General features: G+C 73.8%; 21 protein-coding genes, 2 pseudogenes and 2 riboswitches. Of the genes and pseudogenes, 10 read left to right on the top strand and 13 right to left on the bottom strand.

Going from position 1 to position 22,630, the window contains the following annotated elements; all coding sequences use genetic code 11:
• Nucleotides 1-8 precede the first annotated feature (8 nt).
• Nucleotides 9-608, top strand: a complete 600-nt coding sequence (locus H300_RS0119725) for a MerR family transcriptional regulator (RefSeq protein ID WP_028428787.1) — start codon at nucleotides 9-11, stop codon at nucleotides 606-608.
• A gap of 88 nt (nucleotides 609-696) precedes the next feature.
• Nucleotides 697-2,079: a DNA polymerase IV gene (locus H300_RS28060; RefSeq protein WP_078516155.1), complete on the top strand. Its 1,383-nt coding sequence runs from the start codon at nucleotides 697-699 to the stop codon at nucleotides 2,077-2,079.
• Between the two features lie 95 nt (nucleotides 2,080-2,174).
• Here the strand turns inward: H300_RS28060 and H300_RS28055 are convergent.
• A pseudogene (locus tag H300_RS28055) lies at nucleotides 2,175-2,543 on the bottom strand (PRC-barrel domain-containing protein); the annotation flags it as partial.
• 143 nt (nucleotides 2,544-2,686) lie between these two features.
• A riboswitch (glycine riboswitch) is annotated at nucleotides 2,687-2,783 on the top strand.
• A riboswitch (glycine riboswitch) is annotated at nucleotides 2,784-2,913 on the top strand. It begins immediately after the preceding riboswitch.
• 59 nt (nucleotides 2,914-2,972) lie between these two features.
• Between H300_RS28055 and gcvP the strand changes: the two are divergent.
• Complete coding sequence (gene gcvP, locus H300_RS0119710) at nucleotides 2,973-5,858, top strand: aminomethyl-transferring glycine dehydrogenase (RefSeq protein WP_028428786.1); 2,886 nt, start codon at nucleotides 2,973-2,975, stop codon at nucleotides 5,856-5,858.
• 61 nt (nucleotides 5,859-5,919) lie between these two features.
• Here gcvP and H300_RS0119705 read toward each other — a convergent pair whose 3' ends face one another.
• Both H300_RS0119705 and H300_RS0119700 read right to left on the bottom strand, forming a co-directional pair.
• Entirely contained in the window at nucleotides 5,920-6,126 is a 207-nt protein-coding gene (locus H300_RS0119705; RefSeq protein WP_028428785.1) for a DUF5999 family protein, read from the bottom strand.
• Nucleotides 6,127-6,442: 316 nt separating this feature from the next.
• Nucleotides 6,443-7,042 (bottom strand): hypothetical protein, encoded by a 600-nt coding sequence (locus H300_RS0119700; protein ID WP_028428784.1) that lies wholly within the window; start codon nucleotides 7,040-7,042, stop codon nucleotides 6,443-6,445.
• A gap of 469 nt (nucleotides 7,043-7,511) precedes the next feature.
• On the opposite strand from H300_RS0119700, the gene H300_RS0119695 reads away from it, so the two are divergent.
• Both H300_RS0119695 and H300_RS0119690 read left to right on the top strand, forming a co-directional pair.
• Nucleotides 7,512-9,008, top strand: a complete 1,497-nt coding sequence (locus tag H300_RS0119695; RefSeq protein ID WP_028428783.1) for a glutamate-cysteine ligase family protein — start codon at nucleotides 7,512-7,514, stop codon at nucleotides 9,006-9,008.
• A 112-nt stretch (nucleotides 9,009-9,120) separates the two neighbouring features.
• Complete coding sequence (locus H300_RS0119690; protein WP_051270230.1) at nucleotides 9,121-9,993, top strand: CPBP family intramembrane glutamic endopeptidase; 873 nt, start codon at nucleotides 9,121-9,123, stop codon at nucleotides 9,991-9,993.
• Nucleotides 9,994-10,027: 34 nt separating this feature from the next.
• Here H300_RS0119690 and H300_RS28050 read toward each other — a convergent pair whose 3' ends face one another.
• The gene (locus tag H300_RS28050; RefSeq protein WP_037981112.1) at nucleotides 10,028-10,240 is read right to left on the bottom strand and encodes a hypothetical protein; all 213 of its coding nucleotides are present in this window, start codon (nucleotides 10,238-10,240) and stop codon (nucleotides 10,028-10,030) included.
• A gap of 165 nt (nucleotides 10,241-10,405) precedes the next feature.
• On the opposite strand from H300_RS28050, the gene H300_RS0119680 reads away from it, so the two are divergent.
• Nucleotides 10,406-11,413 carry an EamA family transporter gene (locus H300_RS0119680; protein WP_028428781.1) on the top strand — a complete coding sequence of 336 codons (1,008 nt, stop codon included), beginning with the start codon at nucleotides 10,406-10,408 and terminating at the stop codon, nucleotides 11,411-11,413.
• A gap of 34 nt (nucleotides 11,414-11,447) precedes the next feature.
• On the opposite strand, the gene H300_RS0119675 is transcribed toward H300_RS0119680, so the two are convergent.
• A complete protein-coding gene (locus H300_RS0119675) occupies nucleotides 11,448-12,125 on the bottom strand; it encodes a pyridoxamine 5'-phosphate oxidase family protein (protein WP_028428780.1) in 678 nt (225 codons plus the stop codon).
• Nucleotides 12,126-12,174: 49 nt separating this feature from the next.
• On the opposite strand from H300_RS0119675, the gene H300_RS0119670 reads away from it, so the two are divergent.
• Entirely contained in the window at nucleotides 12,175-13,506 is a 1,332-nt protein-coding gene (locus tag H300_RS0119670) for an aminotransferase class I/II-fold pyridoxal phosphate-dependent enzyme (protein WP_028428779.1), read from the top strand.
• An 80-nt stretch (nucleotides 13,507-13,586) separates the two neighbouring features.
• Here the strand turns inward: H300_RS0119670 and H300_RS0119665 are convergent, their stop codons facing one another.
• Nucleotides 13,587-14,045 carry a Rieske (2Fe-2S) protein gene (locus H300_RS0119665; RefSeq protein WP_028428778.1) on the bottom strand — a complete coding sequence of 153 codons (459 nt, stop codon included), beginning with the start codon at nucleotides 14,043-14,045 and terminating at the stop codon, nucleotides 13,587-13,589.
• A 207-nt stretch (nucleotides 14,046-14,252) separates the two neighbouring features.
• Between H300_RS0119665 and H300_RS29495 the strand changes: the two genes are divergently transcribed.
• Both H300_RS29495 and H300_RS29490 read left to right on the top strand, forming a co-directional pair.
• Nucleotides 14,253-14,546 (top strand): hypothetical protein, encoded by a 294-nt coding sequence (locus H300_RS29495; RefSeq protein ID WP_028428777.1) that lies wholly within the window; start codon nucleotides 14,253-14,255, stop codon nucleotides 14,544-14,546.
• Between the two features lie 178 nt (nucleotides 14,547-14,724).
• Entirely contained in the window at nucleotides 14,725-14,988 is a 264-nt protein-coding gene (locus H300_RS29490; RefSeq protein WP_158678401.1) for a hypothetical protein, read from the top strand.
• Between the two features lie 131 nt (nucleotides 14,989-15,119).
• Here H300_RS29490 and H300_RS0119650 read toward each other — a convergent pair whose 3' ends face one another.
• Entirely contained in the window at nucleotides 15,120-15,557 is a 438-nt protein-coding gene (locus H300_RS0119650; protein ID WP_028428775.1) for a glutaredoxin domain-containing protein, read from the bottom strand.
• A gap of 94 nt (nucleotides 15,558-15,651) precedes the next feature.
• Here H300_RS0119650 and H300_RS28040 point away from each other — a divergent pair, with 94 nt between their 5' ends.
• Nucleotides 15,652-16,764 carry a saccharopine dehydrogenase NADP-binding domain-containing protein gene (locus H300_RS28040; protein WP_078516153.1) on the top strand — a complete coding sequence of 371 codons (1,113 nt, stop codon included), beginning with the start codon at nucleotides 15,652-15,654 and terminating at the stop codon, nucleotides 16,762-16,764.
• Between the two features lie 143 nt (nucleotides 16,765-16,907).
• Here the strand turns inward: H300_RS28040 and H300_RS0119640 are convergent, their stop codons facing one another.
• The 6 genes and pseudogenes from H300_RS0119640 to H300_RS28025 form a co-directional block, all read right to left on the bottom strand.
• Entirely contained in the window at nucleotides 16,908-17,876 is a 969-nt protein-coding gene (locus tag H300_RS0119640) for a pyridoxal-phosphate dependent enzyme (RefSeq protein WP_028428774.1), read from the bottom strand.
• Nucleotides 17,873-18,616, bottom strand: coding sequence for a helix-turn-helix transcriptional regulator (locus H300_RS28035; RefSeq protein ID WP_078516152.1), 744 nt, complete (start codon nucleotides 18,614-18,616; stop codon nucleotides 17,873-17,875). Before H300_RS28035 ends, H300_RS0119640 begins: the two co-directional genes overlap by 4 nt.
• A gap of 82 nt (nucleotides 18,617-18,698) precedes the next feature.
• Nucleotides 18,699-19,034, bottom strand: a complete 336-nt coding sequence (locus tag H300_RS32640; protein ID WP_028428773.1) for an EamA family transporter — start codon at nucleotides 19,032-19,034, stop codon at nucleotides 18,699-18,701.
• A 247-nt stretch (nucleotides 19,035-19,281) separates the two neighbouring features.
• Nucleotides 19,282-20,064 carry a TIGR03943 family putative permease subunit gene (locus H300_RS0119625; protein WP_486583954.1) on the bottom strand — a complete coding sequence of 261 codons (783 nt, stop codon included), beginning with the start codon at nucleotides 20,062-20,064 and terminating at the stop codon, nucleotides 19,282-19,284.
• The gene (locus H300_RS0119620; RefSeq protein ID WP_078516157.1) at nucleotides 20,058-21,101 is read right to left on the bottom strand and encodes a permease; all 1,044 of its coding nucleotides are present in this window, start codon (nucleotides 21,099-21,101) and stop codon (nucleotides 20,058-20,060) included. Before H300_RS0119620 ends, H300_RS0119625 begins: the two co-directional genes overlap by 7 nt.
• Before the next feature lie 626 nt (nucleotides 21,102-21,727).
• Nucleotides 21,728-22,105: pseudogene (locus H300_RS28025) on the bottom strand (ABC transporter permease subunit); the annotation flags it as partial.
• Between the last annotated feature and the right edge of the window lie 525 nt (nucleotides 22,106-22,630).

Here is a 22,630-nt window from a genome sequence, read left to right as displayed (position 1 = left end):
GGGTCGGCGTGAGAAGCACCGGCGACGGCAGGACGGCCGAGGGCCCCTCTCCGTGGTACGGAGCACCGGCGCAACCCGTACCCGAGCCGGGTCCCGAACCCGGCGAGGAGCCCGAGGAACAGGTGGGATATCGCGGTCCGACCGCATGTGCCGCGGCCGGCATCACCTACCGGCAACTCGACTACTGGGCCCGTACGGGCCTGGTCGAGCCGAGCGTCCGCTCGGCGAGGGGATCGGGCAGTCAGCGGCTCTACGGGTTCCGCGACGTGGTGGTGCTCAAGATCGTCAAGCGGCTGCTGGACGCGGGGGTGTCGCTGCAGAACATCCGCACCGCGGTGCGGCACCTGCGCACCAGAGGACCGCACGACCTGGCCCGGATGACGCTGATGAGCGACGGAGCCACCGTCCACGAGTGCACCTCCCCCGACGAGGTCGTCGACCTCCTCCAGGGCGGTCAGGGCGTCTTCGGCATCGCGGTCGGCGTGGTGTGGCGCGACGTGCGCACCGCCCTGTCCCAGCTGCACGCGGAGCGGGTGGACACCGGCGAGACGCTCGTCGCGGACAACCCGTCCGACGAGCTGGCCCGCCGCCGCAACCGGGCCGGCTGAACGGGAGCGTCCGCACGGCGCCGTGCGGCCCGTCCTCCGAAGCCGTGCGGCGGGCCGTTGTCGGACCCGTGCGGCAGCATAGGTGGGTGTGAGAAGCGCACCGAGCATTCTGCATCTGGACATGGATGCGTTTTTCGCGAGCGTCGAGCAGGCCGCCAAGCCCAGTCTGCGGGGCAAGCCCGTGGTGGTGGGCGGGCTCGGCCCGCGCGGTGTGGTGGCCACGGCCTCCTACGAGGCGCGCCGGTTCGGCGTGCACTCGGCACTCCCCACCGCGCAGGCCCGCAGGCGTTGCCCGAACGCCGCCTACCTCACCCCACGCTTCGGCTTCTACCGGCGGCTCAGCGACACGGTGATGGGCATCCTCGCGACGCTCTCCCCGCTGGTGGAGCCGCTCAGTCTGGACGAGGCCTTCGTGGACCTGGCCGCGGGCGGTGTGCCGGGCACGGCCGAGGCGGCCGAGGCGGTCGGCGCGGAACTGCGGAGGGCGATCCGTGCCGCCACGGGACTCAGCGGGTCCGTCGGTCTTGCGGGGTCCAAGATGCTGGCGAAGATCGCCTCCGAGCGGGCGAAACCGGACGGGTTGCGGCTCATCGAGCCGGGGACGGAGCGCGCGCTGCTCGCCCCGCAGTCCGTGCGGATTCTGCCCGGGGTCGGGCCGGCCACCGGCGAGGTGCTCCGCAGGGCCGGCATCGGCACGGTCGGCGAGGCCGAGCTGGCCGGCGAGGCGGAACTGGTGCGGCTGCTGGGCCGGGCCCACGGGCTCTCCCTGCACACCATGGCCCGGGGCGTCGACGACCGCCCGGTCGTCACGGACCGGGCGTCGAAGTCCGTGTCGGTCGAGGACACCTACGACATCGACCTCACCGACCGGGGGCGGATCCAGTGGGAGGTCGGCCACCTGGCCGACCGCTGCGCGGAGCGGCTGCGGGCGGCCGGCCGGTCCGGACGCACCGTGGTGGTCAAGGTGCGCAGCCACGACTTCGCCACTCTCACCCGGTCGGAGACCCTCCGCGGGCCGACCGACGACACCCGGGTCGTCCGGGAGGCGGCCGCCCGGCTGGTCGAGTCGGTGGACACCACCACGGGGGTGCGGCTGCTGGGGGTCGGGGTGAGCGGACTGGCCGACTACGCCCAGGAGGACCTCTTCGCTCAGTTCGCGGGTGCGGACGAGCCCTCCGCGCCCGAACCGCGGGGCGGGGACGGTGCGGAGACGGTGCCGGCGGACTCCCCACCGGAACTCCGCCGGGAGCAGTGGCTGCTGCCCGGCCTGGACGTCCGCCACACCGTGCACGGGCCCGGCTGGGTGCAGGGCGGCGGGCTGGGCCGCGTGACGGTGCGCTTCGAGCGCCCCGACTCCCCACCGGGCCGGGTGCGCACTCTCGCCGCGGACGATCCGGAGCTGAGCCGCGGAGAGCCGCTGCCGCTGGTCCCGGGGCCGGCGGGAGATCAGTCCGGGTCGTTCCCCGGCTGACGGGGTGCCGCCTCCGGCCCGGCTCCCGCGGCCCTCTCCACTCCAGCCTCCCCGACCGCGTCGTCCCCGTCCCGGCGGTGCCCGGCCGTACCGCTGCCGGCGACCGTGCCGAACTCGCGCTCCTCGCCCGGCGGCGGGGCGTCCCTCGGGCTCGCCGGGTGCAGTCCGTAGTGATGGGCGAGCTGGAGTTCCTGCTCGGGGCTGAGGTGGCGGCCGACTCCGAAGTCGGGCGCCTCCCTGATCAGCGCCCGGCGGAACGGGACACGCAACTGCTCGTCGACGAACTCGCTCGGCGTCAGCGGCACGAAGGCGTCGCGACCGAAGAGGCCGGTGCGCACCGACGCCCACTCGGGCCGTCCCGTCGCGTCGTCGAGGTAGACCTCGTCGACGGTCCCGATCCTGACGCCGTCCTGGTCGAGGGCCTTTCGGCCGATGAGACTGTGCGGATCGATGTCGGTGTGCACTGTGCCTCCCGATGGTTCGCGGGCGTCCCGCAGGAGTTCCCACCACCTCCCTCCCAGCAAAGACCACATCGGCCGCCCCGGCCAGTCGAGAGCCGCACCACAGACCGGTGCCGGTGGGCGCTGGTAAGCTCGGCGGTGGCTGTCGACCCCGCGCGGGAGAGCCCACCGGCCCAGGTCGGCGGGCGCCGAAGGAGCAAACCCTCCCCGGAATCTCTCAGGCCCACGTACCGCGCAGGCGAGGTCACTCTGGAAAGCAGGGCGATCCGGGAGCGCAAGCCGCCCCACGGTTCCCCCTCACCGACGGTGAAAGCCGGCCCGAGCACCCTGCGGACCGGTGAAACTCTCAGGTCGAGATGACAGAGGGGGAGGCCGGACGGGCACCCGCGCCGCGGTGCCCCTCGAAGGTCGCGCAGACCAGGAGGCCTCCAGATGACCACAGACCGAGTCGGCCTTGCCGCTCTCCAGCACTCCGTCCCCTTCGCGGAGCGGCACATCGGGCCGGACAGCGCGGAGCAGGCCAAGATGCTGGCACAGGTGGGCTACGGCTCGCTCGACGAGCTGACCCGTGCCGCCGTGCCGGACGTCATCAAGTCGACCGAGTCCCTCGACCTCCCCGACGCACGCAGCGAGGCCGAGGTGCTCGCGGAGCTCCGCGACCTGGCCGGGCGGAACCAGGTGCTCGACTCCATGATCGGACTCGGCTACCACGGCACCTTCACCCCGCCGGTCATCCTGCGCAATGTCCTGGAGAACCCGGCCTGGTACACGGCGTACACCCCGTACCAGCCGGAGATCTCGCAGGGCCGGCTGGAGGCGCTGCTCAACTTCCAGACGATGGTCGCCGACCTCACCGGGCTGCCCACCTCGGGAGCCTCGCTGCTGGACGAGGCCACCGCGGCGGCCGAGGCCATGTCGCTCTCGCGCCGGGTGGGCAAGGTCAAGGGCGGGGTGTACCTGGTGGACGCCGCCTGCCTGCCGCAGACCGTGGCCGTGATCAGAACCCGCGCCGAACCGGCCGACGTCGAGGTCGTCGTCGCGGACCTCACCGAGGACATCCCGGCGGAGCTCGCCGAGCGCGGTGTCTTCGGGGTGCTGCTCCAGTACCCCGGTGCGGACGGACGCGTCCGCGACCTGGGGCCGGTCGTCGACCGTGCCCACGAGCTGGGCGCGATCGTCACGGTCGCCGCCGACCTGCTCGCGCTGACGCTGCTGACCTCGCCCGGCGAGCTGGGAGCCGACGTCGCGGTCGGTACCACCCAGCGTTTCGGCGTGCCGATGGGCTTCGGCGGCCCGCACGCCGGCTTCATGGCGGTCCGGGAGAGGTTCGCCCGCAACCTGCCGGGCCGACTGGTCGGCGTCTCGGTCGACGCCTCGGGGAAGAAGGCCTACCGCCTGGCCCTGCAGACCCGCGAGCAGCACATCCGCCGGGAGAAGGCCACCAGCAACATTTGCACCGCGCAGGTCCTGCTCGCGGTCATGGCCGGCCTCTACGCGGTCCACCACGGACCGGACGGACTGCGCTCCATCGCCCGCCGCACGCACCGACTGGCCACGATCCTGGCCGCGGGACTCCGCGAGGGCGGCGTCGAGGTGGTGCACGAGTCCTACTTCGACACCGTGACCGGCCACGTCCCGGGGCGGGCCGCCGAGGTGGTGGCCGCGGCCCGCGCTGCCGGCGTCAACCTGTGGCAGGCGGACGACGACCGGGTCGGCGTGAGCTGCGACGAGACCACCGGGCCGGAGCAGCTCACCGCCGTCTGGGGCGCGTTCGGGGTCCGGGCCGACGTGGACGCGCTCGACTCCCGGGTGGCCGACGCGCTTCCGGCCGGGCTGCTGCGCGAGGACGACTTCCTGACCCATCCCGTCTTCCACCGGCACCGTTCGGAGACGGCGATGCTGCGCTACCTGCGCAGGCTCGCCGATCGCGACTACGCGCTGGACCGCGGCATGATCCCGCTGGGCTCCTGCACGATGAAGCTGAACGCGACCACCGAGATGGAGCCGATCACCTGGCCCGAGTTCGGCGGGCTGCACCCCTTCGCGCCGGCCGAGCAGGCCGAGGGCTACCTGACGCTGATCCGGGAGCTGGAGGAGCGGCTGGCCGAACTCACCGGCTACGCCAAGGTGTCCGTCCAGCCGAACGCCGGCTCGCAGGGCGAACTGGCGGGTCTGCTCGCGGTCCGTGCCCACCACCGTGCGAACGGCGACACCGAGCGCACGGTCTGCCTGATCCCCTCCTCGGCGCACGGCACGAACGCCGCGAGCGCGGTGATGGCCGGGATGAGGGTCGTGGTGGTGAGGACCGGCGAGACCGGGGACGTCGACGTGTCCGACCTGCGGGACAAGATCGAGCGGCACGCGGACGAACTGGCCGTCCTGATGGTCACCTACCCGTCCACGCACGGCGTGTTCGAAGACAACATCTCCGACATCTGCGCCGCCGTCCACGACGCGGGCGGCCAGGTCTACGTGGACGGGGCCAACCTCAACGCCCTCGTCGGGCTCGCCAAGCCGGGCAGGTTCGGTGCGGACGTCTCGCACCTCAACCTGCACAAGACCTTCTGCATTCCGCACGGCGGCGGCGGACCGGGTGTCGGTCCGGTCGGCGTGCGCGCCCACCTGGCGCCGTACCTGCCCAACCACCCGCTCCAGCCCGAGGCGGGGCCCGCGACGGGGATCGGGCCGATCTCGGCCGCACCCTGGGGGTCGGCCGGGATTCTGCCGATCTCCTGGGCCTACGTCCGGCTGATGGGCGCGGAGGGGTTGCGTCGGGCCACCCAGGTCGCGGTGCTCAGCGCCAACTACATCGCCAAGCGGCTGGAGTCGCACTACCCGGTGCTCTACAGCGGTCCGGGCGGGCTCGTCGCCCACGAGTGCATCATCGACGTCCGTCCGCTGACGAAGGCGACCGGGGTGAGCATCGACGACGTGGCCAAGCGCCTGATCGACTACGGGTTCCACGCCCCGACCATGTCGTTCCCCGTCGCGGGCACGCTGATGATCGAACCGACCGAGAGCGAGGACCTCGCGGAGATCGACCGGTTCTGCGAGGCGATGATCGCTATTCGCGCGGAGATCGAGAAGGTGGGATCGGGGGAGTGGACGGTCGAGGACAACCCGCTGCGCGGTGCCCCGCACACCGCGGAGCAGCTCGTGGGGGAGTGGGATCGCCCGTACACCCGTGAGACGGCCGTGTTCCCCGCGGGAGCGGCGGCGTCCGACAAGTACTGGCCGCCGGTGCGGCGGATCGACGGCGCGTTCGGTGACCGCAACCTCGTCTGCTCCTGCCCGCCCCTGGACGCGTACGACGGCTGAGCGGTCGTCCGGGCAGTGCGGTGGACCGCCCGGCTCGGTGCCCGGGCCGCCGGCCCACCGTTCAGACCGTCGCGGTGAACCGGCCGCCGCCCGGCGGGCGGTGCGGTGCGATGATCCGACCGTCGGGCAGCAGCTCCCCGGTGTCCTCGAAGAGGAGGACGCCGTTGCACAGCAGACTCCAGCCCTGCTCCGGGTGGTGGGCCACGAGGTGGGCGGCCTCCCGGTCGACTGAGGCGGCTGAGGGGCAGGGCGGCTGGTGCTGACACATGGCGGAGTTCTTTCGCTGTGGAGTGGTACTCGTACTGCGGCACGGTTCGCCGCGGTGTACGGCTTCGACGTTTCCTGCGTTCATGGCAGTTCCCCGTTTCGATCCGACTGCCGGTACCCAGTGTCGTCCTGCCAAGAGGGTTCCGCAGGGATTTCGGGGCACCGCTCCTCATCGGGTGAAGACGTGTCACCCGTGCGGGCGGTTGCCTGAGGGCGGGGCGCGTCCGCCCCGGGACGTACGCCCCGCCTGACCGCGCGGAACGGCGAGGGGCCACGGAACCGTCAACGGTTCCGTGGCCCCTCGCCGTTCCGCGCGGTCAGGCGGCCGGCGCCTCCAGCATCGGGCCGGGCAGCAGCCGGTGGCTCAGCAGGGGGAGCAACTCGTCCACCCGGTGCGGCCGGTCCGCCGCGATACCGGGCGGGGCGGGCGCCAGCGGCACCAGCAGGTCGGAGTCCGTGAGTGCGGGCTCCGCCTCGTCCTGCGGGGCGCCCGCGTCCGCGTGCAGCCACAGCGTCAGCATGTAGAGCTCCGGGATGGACAGCAGCCGCGGCTGGTAGGACCCCGGCAGGGCTGCGGCCCGGCGCAGGGCGTTCTCGGCAGAGGCCACGTAGGGGCCCTCACCGAAGTGCGAGAAGGCATACCCGTCCGGGGTCAGCACGGTCTCGGCCGTGCCTACCGCCGGCCCGTTGCCGCGGAGCAGGAAGCGCCACCCGGTGAGGGTGGTCCGCGGGGGCCCGGTCGGCGCGTCGAGTCCGCTCAGGACGTGCACGGGCAGCGGGAGTTCGGGCCGGAGCGTGCTGCCGACCGCACGGATCGCGAGCGGCGTGCGGGCGCCGCGGACGGCGGCGGCGGAACCGAGTGCCGCGTGCACGGTGCGCAGCGCGGGGGCAGGTGCGACAAGGGTGTGCAAGGACATGGTGGGTCGCCTCTCGCTCGTGAGTCACGGGGTGCGTGGCGGGGCGCGGACGACGCTGTCGGCGAGCCGGGACCGCCTGGGCGGTCGGGAGGTCGTGCGGGGACCGGCGCCCTCGGGCGTCACGTCACAGCCTCAGCTCGGAGTGTATACGACAAATGTTCCCCTCGCTTTTCCGCTAGCCGCTCGGAATGTTTCCGGCAAGAGTCCATCCGGACATCGGCTGCGGGGGCCCGCCGGTGGGTTTTCCGCTCCGGGGCGCGGGCCTCGGCTCATCCGCGCCGGTGGGAGGCCGGAAATCGCCCGTCGGCAATGCGCGCCGGAGGTATCGGGAACACACTCCAGTATGCCGTCGTAATGTGCCTGCTGATAGGTGTGGACGGAGCGCCGCCGTGAGAGTCTTCCCGGGGAGTTGTCGATCACGGGGCAGGGCATCATCCGGGAACGCGTTCAGTCGAGGAGGGGCCCAGCGATGGGGGAGAAGGTCGCGGCCGACGGATTCGCTCTGTCGGACCGCAGGCGTTACCGGGAGAAGCTCCACCGCTGTCTCGCCGGTCTGGAGCAGATGCTGGCGCAGCGCCGCTTCCAGGGTCCGCGCAACCGCATGGGGCTGGAGATCGAGCTGAATCTCGCGGACGCCGCCGGAATGCCCCGGATGATGAACGCGGAGGTCCTCACGCGCATCGCCAGTCACGACTTCCAGACCGAGCTCGGCCAGTTCAACCTCGAAGTGAACATCGTCCCGCACGAGCTCACCGGCCGCGTCCTGGACCAGTTGGCCGAGGAACTGCGCACCGGGCTGGCGTATGCCGACCGAAAGGCGGGGGAGGTGGACGCGGGAATCGTGATGATCGGCATTCTGCCCACCCTCACCGGAGGCGATCTGGTGTCGGCGAACCTCTCCGCCGCGGACCGCTACACCCTCCTGAACGAGCAGATCATGGTGGCGCGCGGGGAGGAGGTCGTACTCGACATCGAGGGGGTGGAACATCTCGACTACGTTTCCGACTCCATTGCACCCGAGGCGGCGTGCACCTCCGTGCAATTGCATCTCCAGGTCACCCCCGAGCGTTTTCCTGACGTGTGGAACGCGGCCCAGGCGGTGACGGCGGCGCAAGTGGCGGTGGGTGCCAACTCGCCCTTCCTCTTCGGCCGTGAACTGTGGCGCGAATCCCGGATACCGCTCTTCCTCCAGTCGACCGACACCCGACCGCCCGAGTTCCGCGAGCAGGGTGTGCGGCCCCGCACCTGGTTCGGCGAGCGGTGGATCGACTCGGTCCACGACCTGTTCGCCGAGAACGTGCGCTACTTCCCCGCGCTGCTGCCGGTGTGCGACGCACAGGACCCGCTGGAGGCACTGGCCTCCGGCGCTGTGCCCTCGCTCGCCGAGCTCGTCCTGCACAACGGGACGATCTACCGGTGGAACCGCCCGGTCTACGACATCGCCGACGGTGTGCCGCACCTGCGGGTGGAGAACCGGGTGCTCCCCGCGGGGCCGACGGTCACCGACGTGCTGGCGAACGCGGCCTTCTACTACGGCCTGGTGCGCGCGCTCGCCGACGAGCACCGGCCGGTGTGGAGCCGGCTCCCCTTCGCCACCGCGGAGCAGAACCTGCGGGCCGCCTGCCGCCACGGCATCGACGCCCGCCTCCAGTGGCCCCGTCCGGGCCGCGGCGGTGGCCTGGCGACCGTTCCCGCCGACCGCCTGGTGCTGGAGGAACTGCTGCCGCTGGCCGCCGCCGGACTCGACGCGTGGGGTGTGGAGCCCGCCGACCGGGACCGCTACCTCGGTGTCATCGAGGGCCGCTGCCGCCGCCGCACCAACGGAGCGGCCTGGCAGGTCGCGGCGTACCACCGCGCCCGCGAGAGCGGGCTGGACCGGGAGAAGGCGCTCGCCGCCACCGTCCGGCGCTACTGCGAGCACGTGCGCGAGGGCGAGCCGGTGCACTGCTGGCCGCCGGGTCCGTAGCCGCCGCGGGTACGCTGCCGGGGACGCCGTCGGCCCCGTGCGGATGCGTCCGCGATCCGCCGCCGGGGCGCGCGTCGTGAACGACCGACGAGAACCCTCATGCGGAGGCACGGTGCGGGCAGAGCCCGAGGCGACGGCGACCGGTACACCCCTTGGTTGGCGGACGCGCCGGACGCTGCGGCAGGAGACGCTCCTGGTCCTGGCGCTGTCGCTGGGGGCCAGCGCCGTCTCCGCCCTGATCAGCTTCACCGGTTCGCTCACCCGGCCGGGCGGCTTGCGGGACCAGGCCGCGAACCTCAACGGCTCGCTCGCCCCCGACCGGCCATGGCTGGACCTGGCCTGGCAGCTCTTCGGTATCACCACGGCGCTGGCGCCCGTCGCCCTGGTGGCCCACCTGCTGCTGCGGGACCGGCTGCGCGCCCGCGCCTCGCAGCAGCGGCCCGGCCCGGACCGCGCCGCCGGGGCGGAGGAGCCGGCGGACGCGGACGGGGTGCGGTCGATCGGTTTCGACCTGCGGCGTCCGGGCTCGGACCTGGCGCGGGGGGCGCTGGTGGCGGCTGTGATCGGCGGCAGCGGACTGGCGCTGTACCTGGGAGCCACGGCGGCGGGATTCAACCTGACCGTCGTGCCGGAGTCGCTGCCCGAGGTCTGGTGGAAGTTCCCGGTGCTCGTCCTCTCCGCTGTGCAGAACTCCGTGCTGGAGGAGGTGATCGTTGTCGGCTACCTGCTCCGGCGGTTGGATCAGCTGGGCTGGTCGGCCTCGGCCTCGCTGGGGACGAGCGCCCTGCTGCGCGGCCTGTACCACCTCTACCAGGGCATCGGGGGCTTCGTCGGGAACCTCGTGATGGGCGTGGTGTTCGTCCTGCTCTACCGGCGCTGGGGACGGGTGGGCCCGCTGGTCGCGGCGCACGCGTTGATCGACATCGTCGCGTTCCTCGGGTACGCGCTGCTGGCCGACCGCGTCGGCTGGCTGCCGACGGCCTGAGTGGCGGCGTTCGTCCACACGGGGCAGGGCGGGTTCAGGCGCGCCGCAGCCGCCATATCTCGGCGCTGTCGAAGGCGTCCGAGGCGGGCGGCAGCCCTTCTTCGTCGTGCCGGTGGAAGGTGGACCAGAAGAGGTCGCCGGGCAGCGCGTCGGGCGGGGCGTAGACCCGGTAGACGTACTGGCGGCGGTCCGCGCCGAGCAGCGCCACCATCCAGGTGTGCACTCGGACCTCGGCGCGTGTGGCCATGAGCCTCCCTGGCAGTGGGCGCCTTCTCTCACCCAGGGGTGACGAGCGGCGCCGGGCAACGGTTGCGGAGATCGCGCGGCTGCCCCGCCGACCGAGGGCCACCGGCGCACCGGCGACAGGGGTGAAAGGATCGACACTCCTGTACCGGGTGGGCATGATGGGGCCATGCCCTCTCCGACGAACCCCGCACTCCGCACGGGGACGGCCCTGGCGCTCCTTTCCGCCTTCGCTTTCGGCGGTTCCGGTGTGGCCGCGAAGCCGCTGATCGAAGCGGGCCTGGGACCGCTCCAGGTGACCTGGCTCCGGGTGACGGGGGCGGCGCTGGTCCTGCTGCCGGCCGCCTGGCGCCATCGGCGCCTGGTGTGGGAGCGGCCCGCGCTGCTCGCCGGTTTCGGACTGTTCGCGGTCGCGGGGGTGCAGGCCTGCTACTTCGCCGCGATCTCCCGGATCCCGGTGGGGGTGGCCCTGCTGATCGAGTACCTGGCTCCCGCCCTGGTGCTGGGCTGGGTCCGCTTCGTTCAGCGCCGACCCGTGGCGCGCGCGGCGGGCGCCGGGGTCGTACTGGCCGTCGGCGGCCTCGCCTGTGTCGTGGAGATCTGGTCCGGTCTCGCCTTCGACGCGGTCGGACTGCTGCTCGCCCTGGGTGCCGCCTGCTGCCAGGTCGGCTACTTCGTGCTGTCCGACCACGGGCGCGCGGATGGCCGCCCCGCACCGGAGCCGCTCGGGGTGATCGCGTACGGACTGCTGGTCGGCGCCCTGCTGCTGACGGCCGTCGCCCGCCCCTGGCGCACCGACTGGGACGTCCTGGCCGGGCAGGCGGCGATGGGCCGCGCGTGGGTGCCCGCGGCCGTCCTGCTCGCCTGGATCGTGTTGATCGCCACAGTGGCGGCCTACGTGACCGGTGTGGTGGCGGTGCGACGGCTCTCGCCGCAGGTGGCCGGGGTGGTCGCCTGCCTGGAGGCGGTGATCGCCACCGGGCTTGCGTGGGTGCTGCTCAAGGAGCACCTGGCGGCGGCCCAGGTGCTCGGCGGCGCCGTGGTCCTGTGCGGTGCCTACGTCGCCCAGCGCGCCGCCCCCGCCGCACCGGAGCCGCTCCCGGTGCCGCAGGGCGGTCCCTCCGCGGCGGCGGGGGAGCCGGGCGTCGAGCAGAGCACCGCCGGGTCCGTCCCGTAGCGGTCCGCGGGCGCGGTGCCGCGGGCGCCCGGGCTCAGTGCCGGGCCGGTGCCCCGAGGGCATCGCGGAGGTAGTCGGGGACCGGGATCGCGGGGTCCAGGTCGCCGGCGGGGACGGGCTCGCCGTAGCGGGTGTGGAGGGGCACCGTGCCGCTCCAGTGCGGGAGGGGGACGTCGCCCGGGTCGTCGGCGGGGCCGCCGGTGCGGACCTTGGCCGAGACCTCGCACAGGTCGAGGGCGAGCACCGCGGTGGCGGCGAGCTCCCTGGCGTCGGGCGGACGGGTGTCCGCCGCCCGGCCGGGGAGCACCTGGTCGACCAGGGCGTTCAGGACCCGCTTCTGCTCCGCCGGGTCCGTGACCGGCCGCGCCGCGCCGTGGGCGACCACGGAGCGGTAGTTGACCGAGTGGTGCATCCCCGACCGGGCGAGCACCAGGGCGTCGACCAGGGTGACCGTGACGCACACCGCGAGTCCGCCGGGGCGTTGGGCGGCGCGCAGTGCGGCGGCGCCCGTCGAGCCGTGCAGGTAGAGCACCTCGCCGAGCCGCGTGTACAGAGTGGGGAGCACCACGGGCAGGCCCTCCCGGACGAAGCCGAGGTGGCAGACGCAGCTCTGGTCGAGTATCCCGTGCACGAGTTCCCGGTCGTAGTGGACACGCTCGCGGGACCGGGTCGGCGAGGTGCGGGCGGTCGACGGGTAGTCGGTGTCGGACACGGTCGGTCTCCCGTTGTTCTCGCTTACGTACTAGTGCATACTCTTGTTTGTGCTAGAAGAATATCGCATCACCGGACGTCGTGCCGCCGAGATCGCCGCAAGCGTCGAACAGGCCGTGTCGGAGGGCCGGTTGGCCCCCGGTGCGGTGCTGCCGCCGATGCGGGAGCTCGCGAGGCGGCTGGGCGTCGACCCGAACACCGCCGCCGCCGCCTACCGGGCACTGCGGGAGCGCGGTGTGGTGGAGACGGCCGGGCGGCGCGGCACCCGGGTGCGGGACCGCCCGGCCACCAGCCCGAGGGAGGCGATCCGGGTGCCCGTGCCCGCGGGGGCGCGGGACCTCTCGCAGGGCAACCCGGACCCCTCACTGCTCCCCTCACTGCTCCCCGCCCTCGCGGAGGCCGCGGAGCGCGGCGCGCGCACCCCCGTCCTCTACGGCCACCCGGCGGTGAGCGACCGGTTGGCCGAGGTGGCGCGTGCCGCGTTCGCCGCCGACGGCGTCCCGGGCGGCCCGCTCGCCGTCACCTCAGGCGCACTGGACGCCATCGAGCGGGTGCTGCACGCCCGGCTCCGGCCCGGTGACCGGGTGGCGGTGGAGGACCCGGGGTGGGGCAGCCTGCTCGACCTGCTGCCGGCGCTGCGTCTGGTTTCGGTACCGGTCCCGGTGGACGACGAGGGTCCGCTCCCGGACGCCGTGGACCGGGCGCTGCGTGCGGGCGCGCGCGCCCTGATCGTCACCGACCGGGCGCAGAATCCGACCGGCGCGGTGCTCTCGGAGCCCCGGGCCGAGGAGTTGCGGGCCGTCCTCGGCGCGTACCCGGACGTCCTGCTGGTCGAGGACGACCACGGGCACGGCATCACCGGGCTTCCGCTCCGGCCGCTCGCGTCCCCCGCGTCCCCGCTCCGGGTGCTCGTCCGCTCCATGGCCAAGGCCGCCGGGCCGGACCTCCGGCTCGCCGTGCTGACGGGCGATCCGGGTACCGTGGAGCGCGTGCAGGGGCGCCAGCGCCTCGGTCCCGGGTGGGTCAGCCACCTGCTCCAGGACGTGGTCGCGCACCTCTGGCGGGACGGCGCGGGGTTCTCCGCGGGGGCCGCCTCGTACGACCGCCGCCGTGAGGCGCTCCTTGCGGCTCTCGCTGCGCGCGGCGTGTCGGCCGGGGGCAGGAGCGGCATGAACGTCTGGCTTCCGGTCGCGGAAGAGACGGGGGTGGTGAGCCGGCTGCTCGAATCCGGCTGGGCGGTCGCGCCAGGTGCGCGCTTCCGCCTCACCTCGCCGCCCGGAGTGCGCCTGACGGTCTCACCGCTCGCGGACGAGGAGGTGGACGCGGTGGCCGAGGCGGTGGCCCGCGCCGTGCGGCCGGTGGAGCCCCGGCGCACCGGCTGACGGCCGTGCCGAGTCGGCAGCGGGCGCCCGCCCCCGGATGCCGGGTGGGCGCCCGCGGAGCGGCCGGATGCGGCGGCTGCTCAGGCCAGCCGGATCGCGTCGCCCTCGACCGTGATATTCGCCGTGGACAGCGGCTGCTGGGCGGGTCCCGCGGTGACGCTGCCGTCGGCGATGCTGAACTTGCTGCCGTGACACAGGCAGTTGATGCTGCCGTCCGACACCTCGGCGACCAGGCAGCCCTTGTGGGTGCACTCGGCGGAGTACGCCTTGAACTCGCCGCCGGAGGGTTGGACCACCACCACCTTCTCGTCCTGGAATACCGCACCGCCGCCCTCCGGGATGTCGCCGGTGCTCGCCAGTTGCTCGCCCCCGCCCTCCGGTTGCCCGCCCTCCGGTGCGCCGGTGCCGCCCTCGGAGGACTCGGGGTCGGTGCCGCCGTCCGAACTGCCCGAGTCCCCGCAGGCGGTGAGTCCTGCGGCGAGTGAGGCGGCTCCCGCGGCGGCGAGCAGGGTGCGGCGGTTGGTGACTGCGTGCGACATGTGCGAAGACCTTCCTGGTCCGTGGACGCTTCACGGGGAGGTACGGCCCCCGCCGGCGCTCTGTTCATCGCGGCCGTGACGCCGTCTGGGGGCGTTCCGGCCTGCGTCAATGCTCTCCGAAGTCGCCGCCGCCCGCCATGCTGCCCTCCCGGGGCACGGCCCTCGACTGTTAATGCGAATGATAATCATCGCCGAGGAGGGCGAGAGATGGCCGACGCGGCGACGAACGAGTTCTACGACCGCACCGCCGAGTACGTCACGGCGCTGCTGCCGCTGGCCTGGCGGGAACTGGGGCCGGCCCTCGGCCGGGCGTTGGAGGGGTGTGACGCGTCGGCAGGGCCGGTCGTCGACGCCGGTGCCGGCAGCGGCGAGGGGGTCGCGGTGATCGCACGTGCCCTCCCGGGAGCCGAGATCCTCGCCGTCGAGCCGCACCCCGCACTGCGCACCGCGCTGCTGGGCCGGCTCGGCGGGGACGCGGACTGTCCCGGCGGGTCACGGTGATCGACCGCGACGTGCTCGCGGCCGGGCTGCCGGAACGGGTGTCCGCGCTGGTGGCGATGAACGTGCTCGGCCACCTCGTGCCGACCGAGCGCCAAGCCCTCTGGGGGCTGCTGGCCGCTCGGCTGGCCCCCGGCGGCCGGGCCGTTCTCAATCTGCACCCCCGACGGAACCGGTGGTCGTGCCCGCGGCTCCGATGGGTGAGGCCCGGGTGGGGCGGCGCAGCTACACCGGCTCCGCGTCGGCCGAGCCGGCCGGTGACGAAGCGGTGACCTGGTCGATGACCTACCGGACGGTGGAGGACGGCCGTGTCGTCTCCGAGTTCACCGCCCGGAACACCTGGTACGTCTTCACCGCCGGGCAGCTCGCGACCGAACTCGCCGCGCACGGGTTGCGAGTCACCGCGGGGGAGTCCGGTTCGGGGCTCCACCTCGTCACCCGCTGAGCTTCCCCCGTTACCCCGGTGCGCGGGCTCACCGGGGGTTTCGCGGCGGTCGCGCGCGGCCGTCCGCGGACGCTGTCCGGCGCCTGGTCGGCCACCCTGTCCCGGAGTCCTGCCCGCAGGGCGCCGCCCGGTCAGGCGGAAGTGGGGAGCTGGGTGCGTACCCATCCGGCGTCGGGATTGGTGTGCGGCCGGCCCGCCACGACGACGGTCGGCACCGTCTCGTCGCCGCCGTTGGCCGCCCGCACCGCCGCCGCCCCGGCCGGGTCCCGCCAGATGTCGACCCAGTGCAGCCGGCGGGCGCTGCGGCCCAACCGCAGGCGCAGGCGCAGGCAGTACGGGCAGCCGGGTCGCCAGTAGACGACGGGCCGGCCGTCAACGGTGCTGCGGCGTTGCGCCTCCAGCGCGCCGATGGGCCTCGGGAACGCCAGGGGCGAGTTGACGCCCGCGAGCAGTGCGAACAGCAGCAGGAGTACTGCGGCCGTCCCGGGGCTTCCTGCGGCCGTCAGGCCCGCCGCGGTGGCCGTGCCGCCGGTCACGAACAGGAGGGGAAGGAGCCAGGTGCGCGTCATGGTGACGCAGGCTACCGGCCACGGGGTGGCGGAGGCTCGCCGGGGAGGGTGAGCCCGGCTCGCCCGCTGCCGGCGCCCGGCCGAGCGCTTTCCGGTGGTTCCGGGGCTCCGGTGGTTCCGGCGCTTCGCCGGAGTCGGGCTCGCGCCCCCGGTCCGGCTCAGTCCTGGGGGCGGAGGAGGCCGCGCTCGTAGGCACCGGGCGGGGGTCGCCCCACTGCTGATCGCGGGCCGTGACCGCACCCGGGCCGACGCCCTGCTCGACACGCTGGGGATGCCCTCAGGCGGGGGTCCCGCTGCGGCCGGCGCCGCCGTCGACCTCGACGACCCGGAGTCCCTCGCCCGCTTCGCCGCCCGCTGCCGACTGGTCGTCAACTGCGCCGGCTCCGCCTACCGGGTGCTGGACACGGTGGCCGCCGCCGCGCTGCGCCACGGCGCCGACTACGTGGACGCCGCCGGGGACGACCCGGTCGGCAACCGATTGGACGCAGCCCACTGGGCGGGCGCCGGGCGCGTGTCCGTGCTCTCCGCCGGAGCGCTGCCGGGGCTGTCCGGGCTGCTGCCCCGGGTGCTTGCCGCCGACGCCGCGCGACCGGTCCTGCTGGAGGCCTACCTGGGCGGCGTCGCGCCGCTCAGTCCCGCCGCGGCCGGGGACGTCCTGCTCGCCCGCGGCCCGGAGCACGGCACACCGGGCGCCTCCTGGCAGGAGGGCCGGGTCGCCGAGCGGTCGTCGGAGCCGCGACGCGGAGTGCGCGCGGCGGCCTTCCCCCGACCGGTGGATGCCTTCCCCTTCCTCTCCACGGAGGCGGTCCGGCTCGCCCGGGCCACCGGGGTCGAGCAGGTGCGCTGGTACACCGTCTTCGGCGGCGAGCGGCTCGCCGAGGAACTGGCGATGGCCTGGGCGCTGGAGAGCAACGGCACCGCCGATCTGGCAGCGGCCGCCGAGGCGGACGCGCGGCGGCACGGAGCCTGGTACGGCCAGGAGTTCCGTCTCTGGGACGGATCGGCCGCCGGTCCGCCCGCGGCGACGCTCACCCTGCGAGCCGAGGACCCCTGCGAGCTGAGCGGCTTCCTGACCGCGCTGGCCGTCCTGCGGACCCTCGACGACTCCGTGCCGCCCGGCGTCCACTACGCGGCCGACGTCCTCGACCCGCCGTCTGCCCTCGCCGCGCTCCGCGGAGACCCGGCGGCGGAGGTGGAGCGGCACTGACCGGCGGCACCCGCGGCGCCGTCCGCCGGCCGGAGCGTCCGTCCGCCGTTCCGTCCGCCGTTCCGTCCGCCGTTCCGTCCGCCGGTTCGCCCGTCGTTCCGTCCGCCGCGACAGGGCCCAGTGGTCGGAACGACGGACGGGTCTCAGCCGCCGAGGATCTCGGCGAAGCGGGCGGTACCGATGTTGCCGCCGGAGACGATGACGCCGACCCGCGGGGGCACCGGTCCGGTCCGGCCGGCCAGCAGTGCGGCCAGCGCGGTCGCACCGCTCGGTTCCACGACGATCTTGAGCCGCTCGAAGGTCAGCCGCATCGCCGCACGGATCTCGTCCTCGCCGACCAGGGCGATCTCGTCGCACACCTGCTGGTTGACGGAGAACGTCAGCGCGCCCGGGATCTCCGCCGCCTGCCCGTCGGCGATCGTGCGGGGGACCGGAACGGAGATCCGGCGCCCCGCCTCCAGGGACTGCTTGGTGTCGTCGCCGGCCTCCGGCTCGACCCCGATGATCCGGGTGGCTGGCCGCAGGCCCTTGGCGGCCGTGCCGCTGCCCGCGAGGAGTCCGCCGCCCCCGACGGGCACGACCAGCGCGTCGAGATCGCCGGTCTCCTCGATCAGTTCCAGGGCGGCGGTGCCCTGCCCCGCCATGACGTGCGGATGCTCGTACGGCGGGATCAGGGTGAGACCGCGCTCGGCGGCCAGCGCCTCCCCGATGGCGACCCGGTCGCCGGTGTAGCGGTCGTAGGTGACGATCTCGGCGCCGTAGCCGGCGGTGGCGTCGAGCTTCGACTGCGGGGTGTCCGCCGGCATCACGATGACCGCTTTGGTGCCGAGTTCGCGCGCCGACAGCGCCACGGCCTGCGCGTGGTTTCCCGAGGAGTAGGCGGCGATCCCCGCGGACACCTGCGCAGGATCGAGCCTGGAGGCCGCGTTGTACGCGCCGCGGAACTTGAACGCGCCGACGCGCTGGAAGTTCTCGCACTTGATGAACACCTGCGCCCCGACGAGCCGGTCCAGGGTGCGCGAGCGCACCACCGGGGTCCGGTGGGCCACGCCCTTGATCCGCGCGGCGGCGTCGCGCACGTCGTCCAGGGTGATCGGCGGGGTGTGCGTCACGTGTCTGCTCCGTCCTCAGGGGTGCGGCGCCCGGGGCGGGCGCCCGCGGCGGGAACCTCGGTGCTCCTGCCGTCGGTGTGTGCGGCCTCGGCGCTGCCCGGGGTCTTCCTGGCCTCGGCGAGGTAGTTGTAGGCGGAGGCCCGGGAGATCCCGAGCCGGGTGGCGACCTGCCGCGCGGCGCCGCGCACGGCGAAGACCCCGCGCCCGTCCAGGCCCCGGAACAGTTCCAGGCGTTCGGTCCGGCTGAGCTCGGTCCACGGCTTGTTCTGGTGCAACTGGTGTGTGTCGACGAGGGTGTCGACCACCGACTCGATGTCGTCGCCGAAGGTGGTCGTCGGCACGGACACTTGTCCCTCGATGCCCGCCAGTCCGCCGAGCAGGGCCTGCGCCTGGTTCACGGCCGTGACGTCGAGGTTGAGGCACAGAGCCCCGAACACCGTCCCGCCCGAGTCGTGCAGCACCACGGTGGAGGACTTGACCAGCTTCCCGGAGGCGGTGCGGGTGAGGTAGTTCAGCTCGTCCGCCGCCTTGTCCCCGCGGGCCAGTACCCCCATGCCGATCTCGCTCATCGACCCCCCGGCCGCGCGGCCGGTCACCGAGCCCGCGAGAGCCACCACGGACCGCTCCGGGCGGCGGAAGTCGTGGACCACGACCTCGCAGACCGGGCCCAGGGTCGCGGCGATCCCGTCGACGACCGGGCCGAGCGCGGCGATGATCGCGTCCTGCTCCTGGGCCGTCACCGCTTCCTCCGTCCCGTTTCCGGGCTCGTCTTGGCGCCGCCTGCGCGCACCCGTCCGGGCCCTTATCGTTTGGAATCAGAGTCTAGCACCTGGACGGCTCGTCCAGGTGGGCAGCGGAGCCGGAAGGACGTGCCGCACCGGACGCGGCCACCGCGTTGGCCGGGACGATCACCGCGACCGCCAGCCAGGACACCGCAGCGAGGCGCCCGCCGAGGACGAGCATGCCGATCAGCGTGGCGAACACCGGGTTGACGCTCATGAACACCCCGAGGAAGCGGGCCGGGACCCGACGCAGGGTGAGCAGGTCGGCGAGGAAGGGGACGGCCGAGGACAGCACCCCCGCGGCCAGCGCGTACAGCAGGGCACCCGCGACGCCGTGGCCCTGCTCACCGACCTCTACCGCGAGGACGCCTGACACCGCGGCAGCTCCCGGTGCCGGTGTCTTCCACCCCCGGGCGGTGGAGGAGGAGGTGGCGCCCGCGCTCCGGGGTCCCGGGTGTCGGCCCGACCGCCTGCGGGGTCCTCGGCTGCGGCTTCGTCCGGCCCTCGCCCGGGACGGCTCCGCCGAGATCGGGAAGGCGGTGCTGTGGCGCTCCGCGTGCGGCGACCGGTGGTACCCCCGGCCCCGTGCACGACCGGGCCGGGTACGGGCAACTGGGGGCGGCTCAGCCCGGCTCGCGGGCACCGACCGGACCGGGGGAGGGCGCGCGATCGACGTACGGGCTGGAGGGCTCGGGGGTGTGCCGCAGGGAGGTCACGTCCAGTGCGAGGGCGGCGGACACGGTGCCGAGCGTGCCGCCCGGGTGCCAGGTGCCTGTGACCCGTACCCAGGTGTCCTCCGGCGGCGCGGCCACGTCGTGCATCCGCACGGTGAGTGCCTGTGAGTCGGCTGCGCAGCAGGCGACGAGCAGCCGGGCCAGGCTCCACGCTCCGTCCTCGCCCCGGGTGGCGAACCCCTCCAGCACGAGGGTGCGGCCCCGGATGCCCTGCTCGCTCTGCTGCTGCACTCGGGCGGTGAACTCCGTCACGGACAGCCGGACGGGTCCGCTCGCCGGGAGGGGCTCGAAGCCGGGGTAGTCCTCGACGATTTTCGGGTTCTCGCGCGCGGCGGTGTACGAACCGAGGGCCGGGGGCGCGAAGAGCAGGAGTGCCAGTGTCGGTGGCAGGAGCAGCCACGCGATCCGTGGTCCGCGGGAGTGGCCGTGCCCGTGGGCGTCTGCCTCCGCGTGCCACTCCCCCCGGGGCGGCCGCCGCACGCCCCCGGGCCGGATCCCGTCCCGCACGGAGCCGAGCAGTCCGAGAGCGACCAGGACGAGACCGGAGACGATCAGGAAGGGCTGGAGGCCTTCCCTCACATAGCGCAGCGCGATGTCCCCGAGAAGCGAGACGCGCAGTACCCCCGCCCCCGTCAGCAGGAGCAGTACCGACTGCCAGATGCGGTTCACCACAGCCACCACCCGACGAGGACACTGAAGGACACGGCTACCACGGTCGTGGCCGCGGAGAACCGCAGCGCGAAGGCGCGCCCGAAGGTGCCCGACTGGAGTGCGATCAGCTTCAGGTCGACCATGGGACCGACCACCATGAACGCGAGCCGGGCGGTGGGGGAGAAACCGGTGAGGGACGCCGCCACGAAGGCGTCCGCCTCCGAGCAGACCGAGAGAACGACGGCCAGAGCGGCCAGGAAGAGCACGGACAGCCACGGCCGGTCGGAGAACGCCGATGTCACGGAACGGGGGACGGCCACGTTGAAGGCCGCGGCCGCCATCGCGCCGAGCACGAGGAAGCCGCCGGCGTGCAGGAAGTCGTGCTGAGAGCCCAGGCGGAACTCCTCCCACCTGCTGCGGCCGGGACGGTGCCCGGTGAACCGGGCGGGCATCCGCAGCCATTCGGCGCGGCCCAGTCGAAGCCAGAGCCAGCCCATCACCGCGGAGGTGAGCAGCGACGCCGCCAGCCGGGCCACGACCATCTCAGGACTCCCGGGAAAGGCCACCGCGGTGGAGACGAGGACGACGGGGTTCACTGCCGGAGCGGAGAGGAGGAAGGCGAACGCGGCCGCCGGCGTCACCCCGCGCCGGATCAGGCTCCCCGCGACCGGTACCGAGGCGCACTCGCACCCCGGCAGCACCACGCCTGCCGCGCTGGCCACGGGAACGGCGAGTGCCGGGCTGCGGGGCAGCACCCGGCGGAACACGCGGGCGGGCACGAAGGCGCTGATCGCCCCGGACACCGCCGTGCCGAGGATCAGGAACGGCAGTGACTGGACGAGGAGGGCGATGCAGACCGTCTGCCAGGCGAGGAGGGCCGGATGGGTCAGCCAGTCGCCGAGCCCTGCGCGCCAGGCGAGTGACGCGAGCAGCAGCAAGGAGCACGCACCGGCTGCCGCCACACCGGTGCCGGTGCGCCGTGGCCTCGTGGGCGGCCCGGCGGGGATGAGAGCGCGTGGGTCCTGGGGCCCGGCGGCTCGTTCCTCCGCGCCGCGCACATTCACTGCGAGCACCTCCGGCGGAGCTTGGTCCCGAACCGGTGCGCGGCGCCCCCCCGGACGGGACGGAGCCGCGACGGGGGTGGCTCCGGGCATTCCGACCGCTGTACGTGCCACCTGGTCGAGCACCGGCCGCTGCTCGTCGAACGCGGCCCGTGCGTCCCGGAAGACGTACCGCACCGCGGCCGACCGCGCGCGGCTGCGACCGCGCAGGCTTCGCGGCAGCGGATCACCGTCGAGCACGATCCCGCCGTCGTAATCGCGGTGGAGTCCGGCGACGCAGCATGCGAGCGTCGTCATATCGCTGCCGGAGCGGCCGACGACCGGCAGTGATTCGCCCGCTCGCAGGGCCAGTTCGTCCCGGAGGCGGAGCACGGACACTCGTCCGTGTCGTGCGGTGAGGAGGGCGACCCGCAGTAGTACGTCTCCCCGCTTCCGCCGTGAGGGCGGGGGCGCGGCGGTTCCGGCGGTGAAGAGTGCGCGGGTCCCCGGGTGCCGGGGCGAGGTGTCCGGTCGCTCCACCGGCCCGGACTCCACCACGCGACCGCCGCGCATGACCAGCACCTCGTCGGCCAGCGCCCGGCCGCCGATCTCGACGCGCCGCCCCCGGAGCTCGGCGATCACCCTCACGTGTGCCTTCCCTTCTTCTGCAGCGCGGCGTCGAAGAGCGAGTTGCTCCCCAGGGTCAGGGCGACGATCAGCAGGGCGGGCACCACCACGGCCCAGGGCTGCACGAAGAGCCCCGTCCGGTTGCGGTCGGCCGTCGCAACCCGGTCGGAGGCGTCCGGAGCGGTCCCCGCACCGAGGAACGCCGCGGTCGCCGCGAGGTAGAGCACGCCCGTGAGCCGGACCCCGGCGTCGGCGGCCAGCGTGCGCCCCACGGACCTGCCGACATGGCCGACGGCTGTGCGTCACCAGGTCTCCCCCTGAATCCGCAGCACCTCGACCACCGGGCGCGATGCGGCTTCCGCCCCGGCGGCACGCACGATCCGGGCGGCGTCCGGGTAGTAGTCGCAGGAGGTGACCACCCCGTCCGGTGCCAGGGCCCCGGGCAGGCGCTCGACCTCCGGAAGTGGCGCGGCGAATTCGTTCGTCTCGGCCGTCAGCACGTTGCGGGCGTTGAGCAGGGGGTGCGTGCCGCTCTCGGACGCGGGGCGCAGGTAGTGATGCAGGTCCGGGTGACGAAGGTGAACTCGTGGCCCTCCGCTTGCTGGGCACGTGGCAGCAGGCTGCTCATCGACCCGACCCGGTTCTCGCCGCCTCAGCGGATGAGCCACGGTTTCCCTTCTCCGGGGGCTGAGGACGCCAGGCGTGTCGGTGGCACCGCCGCGCCTGGCGTGTCCGGCTTGACGGAGCCCCACCGTAGCGATAATCGTTATCGGTGTCATCTGATGGTGAGTCGTTTGCGAACACCGCGTGGACCGCGGTCTCCGCCGCGCGGGGGGCTCTCCGCGGAGACCCTCGGTGGCTGCCGCACCACCCGCCTCTCCGCTCCGGAGGGCCGGGCCCGGCAGGCGCCTTCCCTCAGG

The sequence above is a fragment of the Streptomyces sp. TAA040 genome (assembly GCF_000424845.1).
This window is presented reverse-complemented; position numbering and strand designations above follow the sequence as displayed.

What these genes read in the sequence shown, in the direction of transcription:
- H300_RS28050 (WP_037981112.1), bottom strand. Translation starts at nt 10,240, where the DNA reads ATGGCCACACGCGCCGAGGTCCGAGTGCACACCTGGATGGTGGCGCTG.
- H300_RS0119665 (WP_028428778.1), bottom strand. Translation starts at nt 14,045, where the DNA reads ATGTCGCACGCAGTCACCAACCGCCGCACCCTGCTCGCCGCCGCGGGA.
- H300_RS29495 (WP_028428777.1), top strand. Translation starts at nt 14,253, where the DNA reads ATGGCCGACGCGGCGACGAACGAGTTCTACGACCGCACCGCCGAGTAC.
- H300_RS0119705 (WP_028428785.1), bottom strand. Translation starts at nt 6,126, where the DNA reads ATGTGTCAGCACCAGCCGCCCTGCCCCTCAGCCGCCTCAGTCGACCGG.
- H300_RS0119695 (WP_028428783.1), top strand. Translation starts at nt 7,512, where the DNA reads ATGGGGGAGAAGGTCGCGGCCGACGGATTCGCTCTGTCGGACCGCAGG.
- H300_RS0119650 (WP_028428775.1), bottom strand. Translation starts at nt 15,557, where the DNA reads ATGACGCGCACCTGGCTCCTTCCCCTCCTGTTCGTGACCGGCGGCACG.
- gcvP (WP_028428786.1), top strand. Translation starts at nt 2,973, where the DNA reads ATGACCACAGACCGAGTCGGCCTTGCCGCTCTCCAGCACTCCGTCCCC.
- H300_RS0119700 (WP_028428784.1), bottom strand. Translation starts at nt 7,042, where the DNA reads ATGTCCTTGCACACCCTTGTCGCACCTGCCCCCGCGCTGCGCACCGTG.
- H300_RS0119680 (WP_028428781.1), top strand. Translation starts at nt 10,406, where the DNA reads ATGCCCTCTCCGACGAACCCCGCACTCCGCACGGGGACGGCCCTGGCG.